Annotated in this window: 9 protein-coding genes; 1 reads left to right on the forward strand and 8 read right to left on the reverse strand. The window is 71.3% G+C overall.

Going from position 1 to position 14,388, the window contains the following annotated elements; genetic code table 11:
- Positions 1 to 186 precede the first annotated feature (186 nt).
- A complete protein-coding gene (locus ACIHCQ_RS17440; protein ID WP_399662808.1) occupies positions 187 to 3,042 on the reverse strand; it encodes an AAA family ATPase in 2,856 nt (951 codons plus the stop codon).
- Between the two features lie 176 nt (positions 3,043 to 3,218).
- Complete coding sequence (locus ACIHCQ_RS17445) at positions 3,219 to 5,021, reverse strand: S8 family serine peptidase (protein WP_399662809.1); 1,803 nt, start codon at positions 5,019 to 5,021, stop codon at positions 3,219 to 3,221.
- Positions 5,022 to 5,449: 428 nt separating this feature from the next.
- Here ACIHCQ_RS17445 and ACIHCQ_RS17450 point away from each other — a divergent pair, with 428 nt between their 5' ends.
- Complete coding sequence (locus ACIHCQ_RS17450; RefSeq protein ID WP_399662811.1) at positions 5,450 to 5,944, forward strand: hypothetical protein; 495 nt, start codon at positions 5,450 to 5,452, stop codon at positions 5,942 to 5,944.
- 138 nt (positions 5,945 to 6,082) lie between these two features.
- Here the strand turns inward: ACIHCQ_RS17450 and ACIHCQ_RS17455 are convergent, their stop codons facing one another.
- From ACIHCQ_RS17455 to ACIHCQ_RS17480, 6 genes are all read right to left on the reverse strand, one after another.
- Entirely contained in the window at positions 6,083 to 6,580 is a 498-nt protein-coding gene (locus ACIHCQ_RS17455; protein WP_399662813.1) for a peptidylprolyl isomerase, read from the reverse strand.
- 38 nt (positions 6,581 to 6,618) lie between these two features.
- Complete coding sequence (locus ACIHCQ_RS17460) at positions 6,619 to 7,107, reverse strand: CBS domain-containing protein (protein WP_399662814.1); 489 nt, start codon at positions 7,105 to 7,107, stop codon at positions 6,619 to 6,621.
- Between the two features lie 71 nt (positions 7,108 to 7,178).
- Entirely contained in the window at positions 7,179 to 9,104 is a 1,926-nt protein-coding gene (locus ACIHCQ_RS17465; RefSeq protein WP_399662816.1) for an NAD-binding protein, read from the reverse strand.
- A 127-nt stretch (positions 9,105 to 9,231) separates the two neighbouring features.
- The gene (locus tag ACIHCQ_RS17470) at positions 9,232 to 10,530 is read right to left on the reverse strand and encodes an ArsB/NhaD family transporter (protein WP_399662818.1); all 1,299 of its coding nucleotides are present in this window, start codon (positions 10,528 to 10,530) and stop codon (positions 9,232 to 9,234) included.
- Positions 10,531 to 10,626: 96 nt separating this feature from the next.
- Entirely contained in the window at positions 10,627 to 11,511 is an 885-nt protein-coding gene (locus ACIHCQ_RS17475; protein WP_399662820.1) for a polysaccharide deacetylase family protein, read from the reverse strand.
- Positions 11,508 to 14,237 carry a glycoside hydrolase family 97 catalytic domain-containing protein gene (locus ACIHCQ_RS17480; RefSeq protein ID WP_399662822.1) on the reverse strand — a complete coding sequence of 910 codons (2,730 nt, stop codon included), beginning with the start codon at positions 14,235 to 14,237 and terminating at the stop codon, positions 11,508 to 11,510. The genes ACIHCQ_RS17475 and ACIHCQ_RS17480 overlap by 4 nt, the downstream gene beginning before the upstream one ends.
- Positions 14,238 to 14,388 lie beyond the last annotated feature (151 nt).

Consider the following 14,388-nt stretch of genomic DNA (forward strand, 5'->3'; position numbering starts at 1 on the left):
TCATGATCCACCGGGTCCGGTGGACCCGCATACGCTGATCCTGATCCTGCTCCTGTCGCGTCCTATCGCGGCACGCTACCGCCCGCCGCCGGGTTTGACGCCAGTTCAGCCAGTTCAGCCAATTCGGCAAATTCAGCCGCTTCAACCGGTTCGGTCACGTGGGCCGGTTCGCTCACTGCGTCCGGTTCAGCTGCTCCGGCCGCTCAGGGCCGTCGCCAGCTGCGCCCGCGAGCGGACGTCCAGCTTCTGGTAGATGCGGGTGAGACGCGCCTCGACCGTCTTCACACTCAGATACAGCTTGGCAGCCGCCTCCTGATTGCTCGCCCCCCGGCCCACCAGCAGCGCCAGCCGCAGCTCCGCCTCGGTCAGGCCGGAGACCGCGCCGCCGCGCGCGGGGTCGGGCTCGGACGTACGGGACGGAGCCTCCGTCACCAGCGCCAGCCAGGGCAGCGCCCCCGCCCGTTCGAAGACCGTGGCCGCCGCGTGCAGCGCGCTCTGCGCGGCCGAGCGTCTGCGGCGGCGGCGCTCGACCCGGGCCAGCGCGATCAGCGCCCGCCCCCGCTCCAGCGGCAGCCCCGCCAGCGCGAAGCGGTCGGCGGTCGTGGTCAGCAGCACCGCCGCCTCTTCGGACTTCCCGCTCGCCGCCAGATACAGCGCGTACGCCCGGTCGCAGCCGAGCAGCACCGTCGTACAGCCCAGGCGCTCCGCGACGGGTCGCACATCGGCGAGCAGCGAGGCGGCCTCCTCCGGGGCGTCGTTGGCCACCAGCGCCTCCGCCAGCTCCTCGTGCCAGCGCAGCATCGACGGGTCGACGGCCGACTGGGCGTGCTCGCCCGCCCGCACCCGGCGCAGCGTCTCCAGCGCCCCGGCCACATCCCCGGTGATGAGCTGCACCCGGCCCAGCGCGTACAGACTCCGGGACAGGAAGACGTGATCGCACTCCTCCTCGGAGGCCTGGGCGCTGCGCCGGGCGTAGCTGGCGGCGCGGCCGAAGCCGCCGCCGGCGGTCTCCGCGAGGGCCAGCGCGAACCAGGCCGGCCCCGGCGAGAGCCCGGCCTCCAGGGTCAGCGCGAGCGACCGCCCGGCGTGCGCGAGCGCCGCCGCGCACTGACCCCGCCGGGCCTCGACCTCCGCGAGCGTACGGAACAGCTCGATGCGGTCCTCGACCGAGCCACGGCGCTCGACCAGCGGCAGCAGCGCGTTGATCCCGTCGCGCGCCTCGGTCAGCCGGTCGTCGAACAGCGCATGGCGGATCGTCAGGATCTGGGCCGCGTTACGGATGCCGAGCGGGCTCTCGATCACTTCGAGCTCCCGCGCCTGCGCGAGCACCCGCTCCGCGTCCGGCGAACCGAGCACCCGGTCCATGCGCGCCCGCACGGTCAGCGCCCGCGCCGCCGTCCTGTCGTCGCCCACCGAACCGGCGAGCGCCGCCGACTCGACGGCCGCCGCCCGGGACCGTACGGGATCGCCGTCGGCCAGCACGTACTTCACCGCGAGCCGCAGCTGTACGGCCGCGCGCAGCGCCGTGTCACCCTCGGAGTCCTCCATGGCGTGTACGTAGATCTCATCGAGGCCGCTGAGCCCCTGCCCGGCGGTGTCCAGCACCGCGAGCCGCGCGCGCACCCGGTCGGCGGGCGCGGCGTCGCGGGCCAGGAGATCCGTCGCGGCGCGCATCGCCAGATCCGCGCGGGCGGCGCGGGCGGCTTCCTCGGCGGCGTCGACCAGCCGGGCGATGCGCTGCGCGGTGTGCTGGACGGGCGTGGACTCGGCGGCCAGCATGGCGAGTTCGGCGGCCAGCGCGCTGTTCCCACGGCGGCGCGCCGTCTCGGCGGCGGCGGTGACCTCCGCCGCCAGCAGCTCGTCGGGGATGTCGGTGGCCAGCGCCCGGTGCCGTACCGCCTCGACCGGGTCGTCCACGACGCGCGCCAGAGCCGCGTGACCGCTGCTGCGCTCGGCCCAGCAGGCGTCGTGCACCAGCGTGGAGGGCAGCAGGCCCGCCGTGAACGCGACCGTACCGTCCTCCTTCAGCCAGACCAGGTTCGCCCGTTCGGCGGCGGCGAGATCCGCCTCGGCCGCGGGGCGGCCCGCGCGGCGGACCAGCGACGCCGTCGGGCGCAGCGCCAGCGCGGCCACCAGCAGCGTGGCGCGGACGCCGGGCGACGCGGCGCCCAGCAGCTGCCGCGCGAGATCGCGGGCGCGCCCGGACAGGGACAGCTCCTCGGCGTGGTGCACGGGCGTCCGCGCGTCGGCCAGCGAGCGGCCGACGGCCAGCGCCAGACGCGGATTGCCGCCACTGGCCCGGTGGATACGGCCGGCCATCCGGGACGGCAGCCGGTGGTGGATGAGGAGTTCGGCGATCTCGTCGGCGTGCAGCGACGGTACGAACAGGACATCGGCCTCGGACGGCACCCACAGCGGCTCCGGGCCACTCGCGTCCGGCCGCTGCGCACGCGCGGCGGCTTCATGCCGCCCGTACGCCGACGGGGTCTCGACGGCGACGACCCGCAGCGCCGACGGAGCCAGATGCAGCGCGAAACGCAGCAGATCGGCGCTGTCGGCGTCGATGCGCTGCACGCCGTCGACGACGAGCAGGACGGGACCCTGCGCGGCCAGCGTCCGCAGGATGTGGGCGAGGGCCAGCCGCAGCGCGATGGGGTCCCAGCCGCCGTCCGGGATGGGCGTCTCGCGGCACAGCATGGCGATGGCGGTCCGCTGTGGCCCCGGCAGCCCCGCGAGCACGTCGTACGCGCCGGGATCGCCGTGGGTCCGGGCCCCGGGCCAGGACACGCACGCCGCGATCGTCGCGACGAGGGCGGCGGCAGCCGCGCCGGGTATGTCCCGGTCGGCGGGCAGCATGGCGACCCACACCACGTGCTCGCCGCGGGACTCGGCGCGCGCGGCGGCGGCCAGGGCGATCTCCGTCTTGCCGACCCCGGCGGGGCCGGTGAGCAGGGCGCGCCCGCGGGTGTGCAGGACGCGGTCGAGCCGGGCGAGGAGCTCCGCCCGCCCGACCGGCGCGGGGCGGTACGGCGTCGTCGTCACCTATCCACCACTCTCTGCTCGCACACGTGCGAGCAGAGAATACGAAGCAGACCGCCGCCGTCCAGGGCAGCTGTCCGCCATACGGACAACCGCGCGCGGAAAAGCGGCGGGCGCGCCCGCGGCAGACTGCCGCGAGCACGCCCTTGACCAGCGATGATGCAGGGCTACCTGGGGCCTCAGAGAGTGAGACTCCAGGTGTCGATGTATCCGGTGTCACTCGATGCCACATCGCGGACCTGCAGCTTCCAGGTGCCGTTGGCGACCTCGCTGGACGCGTCGACGGTGTACGTCGCCAGGACGTTGTCGGCGCTGTCGGAGGACGACGAGGCCTTCAGATTGCGCACCGTGCCGTCCGGGGCGATCAGGTCGATGACCAGGTCGCCGCGGTAGGTGTGCTTGATGTCCACGTCGACCTTGAGGGCGGCGGGGGCATTGCCGGTGCGGCCGGTGACGGCGATCGACGAGCTGACGGTCGCGTTGTCCGTGATCGTGACGTTCGTGGCGTTGGTGAACGTCGTACCGGCGGGGGGTGTGGTTCCGGTAACGGCGTTCACTGTCTTCGTGGCGTCAGCGATACCCGCGCCACAGCCGCCGGTGCAGGTGCCGGGCAGCGGACGGGCGTTGCTCTTGATCGCGGACTCGATCTCGGCCGGAGTGAGGGTCGACTTGGCTGACTTGAGCAGCGCGGCGAGCCCGGCGATGTGCGGGGCGGCCATCGACGTGCCCTGGTAAGGCTTGTAGTTCTCCGTCGACTGCGTGGTGGCGCCGGAGTTCAGCGTCGAGAGGATGGCGTTCTCGGGGGTGGTGACGGTGCCGGGGGTGTCGGTGGCGTTGCGGGTCTCGCCACCGGGCGCGGAGACGTCGATGTTGCTGCCGAAGTTGGAGTAGTAGGAACGGCTGCCCGCACGGTTGGTGGAGGCCACATTGATGACGCCCGCGCAGTTGGCGGGAGTGAAGGCCGACGCGTTGGCGTTGCTGTTGCCCGCCGCGACGACGACCGTGGTGCCGCGGGAGACCGCGCCGTTGATGGCGTTCTGGTAGACGCTGGGGCAGGTCGCGCTGGAGCCGCCGAGGCTCATGTTGATGACCTTGGCCGGGCTGGCGTTCGCCGGGACACCGGGCACGGTGCCGCCGGACGCCCAGGTGATGGCGTCGGCGATGTCCGCCGATGAGCCGCCGCACTTGCCGAGCACGCGCACGGGCTGGATCTTCGCGCTGTACGCGATGCCCGCGACGCCCTTGCTGTTGTGGGTCGTTGCCGCGATGGTGCCCGCGACGTGCGTGCCGTGCCAGGAGGAGTTGCCGGCCTGTGAACCGGTGCCGCACTCGCCGGCGGTGGCGTTCCAGTCGCCCTCGTCCTTGGCGTCGCTGTCCCGGCCGTTGCTGTCCCGGGCGTCCGCGGAGGACGAGATGAAGTCGTAGCCGGACACGACGTTGGCGGCCAGATCGGTGTGGGCGGCGTAGCCGGTGTCGATGACGGCGACGGTGACGCCGCTGCCGGTCGACTTGTCCCAGGCGCCCGGCACGTTCATGCCGCCGGTGGCCTCGAACAGGTCCCACTGCTTGGCGTACTCGGTGTCGTTCGGGGTGACAGCCATCGCGTAGGCGCGGATATCGGGCTCGACCAACGCCACCGAGGGGTCGGCGCGGAAAGCGGCCATGACCTCGGTGAGGTCCTGCTTGGACGCCTTGCCGCCGAGGTCGACCAGGGCCGCGCCACCGGCGAGCCGCCGCTCGAACGACAGGGACTCGCCGGTCTCGGCGCCCTTGGCCGTCGCGTCGCCGGCGGCAGCCGCGTTGGAACTGGCCTCGGTCGCCTTGGACGTATAGGTGACGATGAGCTTCTCGACCGGTGCGGTCGGCAGGGCAGCCATGGACTGCGAAGCCGGGGCGGGGACCGGTGCGGGCGACTGCGGAGTGGCGGCGAGTGCCACGGACGACGTGGCGGCGACGGCAGCGATGGCGGCGCTGGCGGCCACAACGGATATGAGTCTCCGTCTGGAACCGTTCAAGGTGTTCCCTTTCAACTGACGGTGCGGAGCACGGCGGGCGGCGCGGGAACCAAGGCCGGCGTGGGGGCACAGCCGCGATTCCCTGGGCTGGGGTGCCCACGCGCCGCCGCCGGCGCGACGGCCCCGGGTCAAGGACCGTCACCGACGGAGCGTCAAGGGGTTGCGATCCGCCGGTCCGGCAGACAGTAGGGAACGCGGAGATGAACCCGATACGGGGAAAACCCTTGTCACCGCTGCTGAGCACGGAGTGGGCGGGTTTCCTCACGCCCTGGGGCTTCCGATCGGGCCTGCCAGTGCTGGGCACCCCACTTGGAGGTGCTGCCGGTCGGCGGCCTGCCACGCGGTTGCAGCGGACCAACTGGCCTCGTACAGGTTCGTCGTCCATACTGCCCGCCGTGGAGCAGAGCATAGATCCGAACACTCAGCCCGAGTTCGCCGCGGGGACAGACCCGGCGTACATCCCTGGCCTGACGGGCCCCCGTCCTGCCGAGTCCGAGGACGCGGTCCCGGAGCAGACCGAGGAGGCAATGCCCGACGACGCCCCCGAAGTTGAGGAGGAGGCCAAGGAGGAGGCCAGGGAAGAAGAGGCCAAGGAGGAAGAAGAGGAAGAGGGACCTGTTTTTGAGGTCAGTGACCGGCGCGGTTCGATCACCGCGGACCGAGCCGGTGTCCGGTTCCGGCTGGACGATCAGGAGGCCGAGTTCCTGTGGAGCGAAATCGGCGCGGTCGAGATCCACTCGCCGCGATTCGGTCGCCGGTTCACCATCACGGTCCACCTGTCGAGCCGCCGTTGGTTCAACACCGAGGTCGAGGCGGCGGCCAGGAGCCAGCTCAAGGAGTGGACGGCAGAGCTCGACGCCGTCCTGGACGCCTACTTCGAGGAATCCTGACGGCCCACCGGGACCGCTGACCGCGCGCATGCCGGGTCTTCAGCCATTGGTGGCACGCACCAGCGCCCCGGCCGACAGGTTCGTCGGCCGGGGCGCTCAGTTCGCTCGGGTTACGGAAGAGCGGGGGGAAGCGGGCGGTCAGATGACGCCGCAGTCCGAGATGGTGATCTTGGCCTTGGTCTTCCCGGCCTGGGTGCCGTAGGACTCGATCTTCTGGACCACGTCCATGGACTCGTTGTCGGCGACCTCACCGAAGACGACATGCTTGCCGTCCAGCCACGACGTGACCACAGTGGTGATGAAGAACTGCGAGCCGTTGGAGTTCGGACCGCTGTTGGCCATCGAGAGCAGGCCCGGCTTCGTGTGCTTGAGCTGGAAGTTCTCGTCGGGGAACTTCGCGCCGTAGATGCTCTTGCCGCCCGTGCCGTTGCCCGCGGTGAAGTCGCCGCCCTGCAGCATGAAGGCGGGAATGACCCGGTGGAAGGACGACCCCTTGAAGCCGAACCCCTTCTCGCCGGTCGCCAGGGCGCGGAAGTTCTCCGCCGTCTTGGGAACCACGTCGTCGAAGAGATTGAAGTTGATCCGCCCGGCGGGCTGGTCGTCGATGGTGATGTCGAAATAAACCTTGATCGTCATGGTTGCCATTCTGGCACTTGCCGGTCCGCTCGGGTAATTCATCCCCCGGAGCGTCCCTCGGAGCGCCGGTCAGCGGCGCTGAGAAGCTCATGAAGCAGGTGTGAAGCGGTGATCACTCCGAGCAGGTGGATGCCGTCCTTGGCCTTCTCCGCCACCGCCACCAGCGGGCTGCGTACCCGCGCCATCAGCGCCGCCACCTCCAGGGCGGTGTCGTCGGGCGCGGCGATCGGCGGCGGGGCCGCCGTGGCGGACAGGCAGTCGCCCACGGTGCGGCCCACCAGCGCCTGACACAGCCGGTCGGCGTGCTTCTCGTCGACGACCGAGGCAAGCGTCGGATCCTCGATCACATACGTCGGGACCAGGACCTTGACCATCTGGGAGGCGGGCAGGATCGCCTTGGGCTCGCCGCGCTCGTCCAGGACGAGCAGTCCGGGCAGCTTGTGCTCGGCCATCAGGCGGGCCGCCTCCACGGCATCGCTGTCGACGGTCACCGACTCGTATTCCACCGCCAGGTCACGTGCGCGCACGGTCGGCTCCTGTCTCTGCCGTTCGGTCCATCCGTTATGTGACACTAACGGGTCAGCGGCGACCTGTAGCGCTACGGGCGGGGCCGTCTGGCCAGGAGTTCGGCAAGACCGCGCCGGGTGGCGGCCAGCACCACGCGGTCCTCCGGCCGCAGGACATAGCCCGGATGCAGGTCCCAGACCAGAGCGGTGCGGTGTTCCTCGCCGTCCGCCGGGCGTGGCGCGGCCAGGTCGGGGCGGCGGTCCGCCGGAGCCGTGGTGTCCAGGGCGAGGACGCGCCAGGCGCCCGGGCGAAACGCCTCGGCGACAGTGCGCCCTTCGAGCTGTGCGTGACCGGCCACTTCGAGTGCCGCGAAGAGGAGCACCTTGCGTTCGACCGGGATGGCGCCGAGGACCTGGCGGCCCATCATGGCCCCGGCGAAGGCGGGCGCCGCGAGGGTGGAGACGCTGCGGCTGCGGGTGAGGGCCTCGGGGTGGGCGGCGCGCAGGGTGCGGTAGACGGCGGTGGCGAAGTCGTCGTCGTACAGGCGCAGCGCGACCCTCAGGTCCGGTTTGACCGTACGGGCGTACAGCGCGGCTTCCAGGTTCGTCGTGTCGGCGCTGGTGAGCGCGAGCAGGGCGTGCGCCCGGTGGATCTTGGCTGCTTCCAGCACGCCTTCCTGGGTGACGTCTCCGATCACGGTCGGCACGCGCAGCCGCCGGGCGAGCGGGATGCCCCGGGCCTCGGGGTCCTCCTCGACGCAGACCACCGGGATGTCGAGCTCACGCAGCCGGGCCAGCACACGGGTGCCGATCTTGCCGAGCCCCAGCAGGACGACATGGCCCGACAGACCGCGCGGCGGGCGGCGCAGCGCGGACGTGGCGCGGAACGCGCCCAGCGCTTCGAGCGCGCCCGCCACGAGTACGGGGAGCAGCGCCAGGCCCGCGAGGCCGGCCAGGAGCTGGAGCACCTGGCGGGCCATGGGCGCGCCGACCGCCGGGTCGTTGATGGCGAAGAAGTCGAGCAGCGTGACATACGCGGCGTGCAGGGGGTGATCACCGGTGGTGACCCAGGAGGCGACCGCCAGCGCGAGGACGGCCAGGCCGATGCCGACGACAGCCCAGCGCAGCCGGCGCGAGAAGAGCTCCCGGAGCGGAACGCCCCGGCTCGCCAGCCGCCCGGCCGGGAGTACGGGACCGGCGTGGCTGACCGCCTCCAGGACGATGGTGCCGCGCCCGACGGCGGACGTGACCGTGCGGTCGTCCGGCAGTAGTTGCGGGCCCTCCACTCCGCTGGTGTCCGAACCCTCGGCGCCCGCCGGGTCATGGGTGGTGGCGGACAGCAGCGCCAGGGTGCACAGGCCCGGGTCGGCGACCTCGCCGGAGCCGGGCGGCGTGCGCTCGGCCGCCCGCAGCAGCAGCCCGTCCGCCTGGACAACCTTGCTCGTGCCGCCGACCGCGGTGGCGGCCAGGGCGGGAGCGACTGTGTCCGCGTCGGACAGCACGGTCGTGGACGCGTCCAGATGCTCCGTGTCCAGCTCCGGCATGGCGACCGCGGCGGCCTGGTCGAGGAGCTCCTCCAGATGCTGGCCCAGTTTGCGGTTGTAGAGCCGGATCACCAGCCGCAGACGGGGGTTGAGGCGGCGGGCGGTCAGCGCGGCGCGGATGTTCGTCTCGTCGTCGTCGTAGACGAGCGCGAGCGCGGCGGCACGTTCCACCCCGGCTTCGGCGAGCACCGCGTCGGCGGGCTCGGCCGCGTGGAGCACCCGGACGGCGTCGGCGGGCTCCCGCCTGGTGTTGGCGGCGGTGCGCCGGGTGTCCGCGGGCGCGGCGGCCGTACGGGACATCGCGGCGGACACCCGCCCGAAGATCGCGGACGGGCTCCGCCGCCCCGGCACCGTGATCTGCGGGCTGCCGGCCGTGCCGTCGGGCGGGATGACCAGGGTCACCCGCTCCTTGTAGAGGTCACGCAGCTCGGCGCCGAGGCGGTGGGCCAGCGCGTCGTCACCGCAGATCACCATGTGACCGGTGAACGCGCCGATGTGGGCCGCCTGAGCCCGGACTTGAACGACTGGACCTTGAACTTGACCTGGAACTTGACCTGGAACTTGATCGGGAAGTGAGGACACGCCTCATAGTCTCCGGGACTCAGGCCAGGGCGAAGTAGCGCAGCCAGACGTAGACCACGGAGATGGCCACGGTGACGGCGGTGACGACGAGGCCGTACTTGGTGAACTGCCAGAAGCTGATGGCCTGCCGGTTGCGTTCGGCGATGCCGAGGACGACGACGTTGGCGCTGGCGCCGATGGCGGTGGCGTTGCCGCCGAGGTCCGCGCCGATGGCCAGCGCCCACCACATCACATGGTCGGGGGCGCCGCCCATGTTCTCGACGAGGTCGCTGGTGATGGGCGCCATGGTCGCGACGTACGGAATGTTGTCGATGATCCCGGAGAGCACGGCGGAGGAGGTCAGCAGCAGCATGGACCCGCCGAGTTCGTTCTGGCCGATGACATCGGCCAGAGCGGTGGAGACCTCGCCGATGACGCCCGTCTCGATCAGTCCGCCGATCATGATGAACAGCCCGGCGAAGAAGGCCAGCGTCGGCCACTCCACCTCACCGAGCACATCACCGGTCTTGACGGTGGAGATCGTGATGAGCAGCCCGGCGCCGAGCAGCGCGACGACGCTCGGCTCGAAGTGCAGCACCGGGTGCAGGATGAACCCGGCGACGACGAGGACGAGGACGACCAGGCCCTGGACGAGCAGGCGCGGGTCGTGGATGGCCTCGCGCTCCTCCAGCGCCATGACCTCCTCGGCGCGCTCCTCGTCGTAGACGAAGCTCTTGCGGAACAGGAAGCGGCACAGGGCGATCAGTACGACGATGAGCACCGCGGACAGCGGCGCGAGGTGGATCAGGAAGTCGTTGAAGGTCAGTCCGGCGCGGCTGGCGATGATGATGTTGGGCGGGTCGCCGACGAGGGTGGCGGTGCCGCCGATGTTGGAGGCCAGGACCTCGGCGATGAGGAAGGGGGCGGAGGGCAGCGCGAGGCGTTCGCACACCAGCAGCGTCACGGGGACGATCAGCAGCACGGTGGTGACGTTGTCGAGCAGCGCCGAGGCGACGGCGGTGATGACGATGAGCATGACCATCACGCGGAACGGTTTCGCCTGGGCGCGTTTGACCGACCAAATGGCCAAGTACTCGAACATGCCGGTCTTCTTGAGCACGCCGACGATCATCATCATTCCGAGGAGAAGGAAGATGACGTTCCAGTCGACGCCGCTGTGCTCGGAGTAGAAGGCCGACTTGTCGTCGGTCGCCCCGATGGCCAGCATCAGTCCGGCGCCGCCGAGGGCGGCGGCCACCCGGTGGACCTTCTCGCTGATGATCAGGGTGTAGGTACCGACGAAAACGGCAATGGCCGCCCAGCTGTGCCAGTCGTTCACGGTGCTCCGATCAGCGAAGAGAGAGCTGTCTCTTGTTCGCCGACCAGGCTTCCCGGCACACCGCGAAGAACCTTACACGTCCTTAACGCGGCTCTGTCAGGTCTCGTACGCGCTGCCGCCGCGCGCCGCTCCTGTCCACGCCCGCTGGATGCCCGCGTAATCGATGACGACGATGCCTTCCTCCTGGAGGAGTTCAAAAGCCCTGCGCGAGGTCAGAAACTCGTAGTCCGTCCGGCGCACCCGCCAGCCGCTGGGGTCGATCGTCCGCGCCTCCTCGTCGCCCAGACCGGGATGCACCGCCCACTCGCTCAGACCCGCGGGCAGCTCCCGCAGCAGTTGGGCACAGCGGGCGGGCTTCCCTTCGACGTCGAGACTGAAGCTGTCCAGGAACGGGTTGTCGATGACCGGCAGGCCCCGCCCGCGCAGCCTCCCGCGCGCGGGTTCCAGCCAGACCCGCACCGCCAGGCCGTACTCCCCGGCCAGCGCCACCGTCAGGTCGAGGATGTCGTCACGTCCGCCGTCGGCCAGGCAGTGGAAGTCCAGATGGGCAGGACTGAGCCCGGCGTCGGCCACCGCGTCGATCTGCGCGCGGAACTCACGCTCCACCTCCTCCAGACGGGCCCGGGCGAGCAGCCCGGCCCGCCCGGCGGGCGTGGGCAGGAACAGCTCGCCCCGCTCGTCGAGCAGCGAGGGCACGCTCTCCCTCGCCGCCAGCGGCCCCCACCGGTACTCAGCCGTGTCGCAGACCAGCGTGAGGTGGATCCCGAACGGGATCCCCGGACGCCCGCGGAGCAGCCGCATGGCGTGCGCCGCCGACGGACACGGCGCCATCAGGCTGCACGAACTCGCGATCCCCTCCTCGATCGACTCCACGATCGCGACGTTGACCGCCTCGTACATCCCGAGGTCGTCGCAGTTGACGATGAGGACTCGGGCATCGGCATCGAAACCCAGCAGTTCACTGGACCGGACGGGGCTCAAGGGCGGTCCGCGCTGTCCACCAGGCGCAGCCGGGCGTCCGCCCAGTCGGCATGGTCGAAGTTGATCCCGTCGCCGCCGTCGGTCGCGCGGAGAGTGAGCCGCCGCACCCCCGACACATCGACGTCGATGGCGTGGGCCGCGTCCGCGCGGGTCAGTACCCCGGTGCGGGCCAGCACCCGGTCGTCGCCCACCACCTCGAAGACGACCGAGGCCGCGCCGCTCACCTCGTCGTCCACGCCCACGTACGCCGTGAACCGGTCGTACGTCCCGCCGATGTCGACGGACACCTCGCTCAGGGAGTGCGTGCCAAGACCCTTGTCGTACGCCGTGCCACGGATACGGAGCGGTCCTCCGTCGCCCGCGCTGTTCTCGCCGTTGGACAGATCACGCTCGACCGGTCCCCAGCCGTTGCGCTCCGCGGCGAACGGCAGATCGCTGACGTAGTCGATCCCCGGCGGTGAGACGAAGACGCGCACTGTTCGCTGCGTACGCAGCGGGGGAGTGCGCTTCGGCCTGCCCGGTGCGCGGTACTCGGACGTCACGACCACCTCGCTGTAGCCGTACGCGGCGTCCGCCGGCACCTGCACCTTCCAGCTGCCGTCGAGCGCCTGCCCCGTGGGCAGTTCGGCGGCCCCGGCGCCGCCGCCCTGGACCGTCCAGCCCTGCGGGGCGCTCGCCCGCAGAGTGACGTCCTGGGCCGGGCCGAACTCCTCGACCAGGAACCGGCCGTCGATGTCCACCACGTCACCCGGCTCCGCCTCGGTCTTCTGCGGCCCGGCGGTGAGGGTCGTCAACGGCGTACGGACGACCGGCTTGTCACAGGTGGCGCGCCCGGGCCTCTCCCGGCAGATCAGCGCGGCGAAACCGCCGTTGGACCCGGTCGGAACCTCCAGTGTGGCGCGCCGGTCGACGACGCGGGATTCGCGCACCAGCCCGTCCTCACCGTCTCGTACGACCTCCACCCGCCAGCGCCCCGCGCCGAGGAAGTCCAGTGCCACGCGCTCCGTGCCCGGGGCCGGGGCGGACACGCTGCCCAGGAACCAGCGGTCCGCGTCGCGCCGCGCGAAGGTCACCGCCTCGCCGGGCCGGCCGGACAGCAGCCGCGTCTCGTCCCAGACGGTAGGCACCTGTTCGAGGAAGCGCTCCAGCTGAGGGCGGTCCTGGTACGCCCGCACCGAGCCGGCGTAGTTCTGGAAGCCCGACTCGTACACGACGGACAGCGCCAGCTCGGCGGCGTCGGAGGTGTTGCGCGTGCCGAACTGGAAGCCCATCGGCGTGTAGTCCATGGACCCCACGACATTGCGCGTGTACGGCAGGGTGGTGATGTCGCTACGGGAGACATTGCCCTGCTCGGCCCCGTAGACCGCCTCCACCGTCATCACATGCGGCCAGGTGCGCTGGATGCCGTGGGGCAGCGTCGCGCCGTGGAAGTTGACGAGCAGCTTCTGCTCGGCGGTCGCCTTGAGGATGTCGTCGTACCAGCGGAAGCGTTCCTGCGAGTCGGAGTCCATGAAGTCGATCTTCAGCCCGGCGGCGCCCCACTGTTTGACCCGGGCCAGGGTTTCATCCCGTTCCGCGGCGGTGTCGAGATCGCTCCAGTGCATCCACAGCAGGATCTTCACGCCGCGCTGTCCGGCGTACGCGATGAGCTCGGGCATCCAGTCGGCGGTCTTCCAGCCGTCGTCGACCAGGGTGTACTCCCATCCGTGCGCCGCGCTGTAGTCGACGAAACGCTGCTGCGTCTCCAGGCTGCGCTGCGCGCCGGCGAACCCGGCGAGCCAGGACCAGGCGACCGTGCCCGGACGTATCCAGGAGGTGTCCCCGATACGGGAGTCCGGCGCGAGGTCGTCCACGAGCGTGGACTCGGTGACGGTCGCCAGGTCGCCGATGACGGCGGTGCGCCAGGGCGTGGCCAGCGGGCCGGGGGAAACGATCCGCTCGTCGGCGAGGGTCACCTCGTACCGGCCGGTGCCTGTCCGGTGGGCCAGGCGGGAGGCGGCGTACCGGCCGTCGACGTCCGACTCGGTGAGCAGTACGTAGTCCGCGCCGACCTGGAAGAGCGACGGGTATCCGAACGCGCCGGTGGCCGCGCCCGCCGCGGTCGTCTGGAGGTGGGGGCGCTCGTAGTTGACGGAGTAGGGCGTCAGCCAGGCCGGGGAAGCGGCCGGCAGCTCGAAGGCGGAGGCCTCGCGGAGCACTGTCACGCCGTCCTGGCCAGGGGGCGCCGGGACGACGTAGCGGTAGGCGATGCCGTCGTCACAGACGCGTACGAGAAGGTCGAGACGGGCGTCGCCCGCGCCCGCGAAGGAGAACCGGCTCTCCGTCATCCGCGCGCTGCGCCGGCGCTGCTTGCCGGTCGTGGTCGTGTACTGCTCGGTCACCTGCCGGGTGTCGCGGCCGAGCAGTCGCAGACCGGAGGTCAGGTCGGCGGCCCCGGTGACGATGCCGAGGGGCGCGGGCGCCAGGACGGTGCGGTCGCCGCGGTGCACGGACAGCGACAGCGCGCCCCCGGATCCGTCGAGGCGTACGACTGCCGACAGCTCGTCACCGGGCGGCGCCGCGGTGCGGCCGGTGACGGTCCAGGTGCTCTCCCCGGTCTCGGCCGCGCCGGCTGGTGGCGTGAGCGCGCTGATGCCGAGCAGGGCGCTCAGCACGGCGGCGAGCAGCGCCAGAAGTCCGTACCTCGAGCCGATGGAGCCACGCGACCCACGTGAACCACTGAGCACCGAAAGCCTCCGCCTCACGACCGTATGACAACGTTGTCTGCCCGCACCGTGCCCGGCTTCGGTCATTCGCTCAACTGCGAACAGCCTCACCCGAATTCGGATGGCGCAACTACAGTGACTACAGCGTTCTCCCGTGGCTGTAAACCCCTCG

This window comes from Streptomyces sp. NPDC052236 (assembly GCF_044548015.1).
Classification (GTDB): domain Bacteria; phylum Actinomycetota; class Actinomycetes; order Streptomycetales; family Streptomycetaceae; genus Streptomyces.

Coding starts and splice junctions, on each gene's coding strand:
- ACIHCQ_RS17455 (WP_399662813.1), bottom strand. CDS start 6,580: ATGACGATCAAGGTTTATTTCGACATCACCATCGACGACCAGCCCGCC.
- ACIHCQ_RS17465 (WP_399662816.1), bottom strand. CDS start 9,104: ATGGTGATCTGCGGTGACGACGCGCTGGCCCACCGCCTCGGCGCCGAG.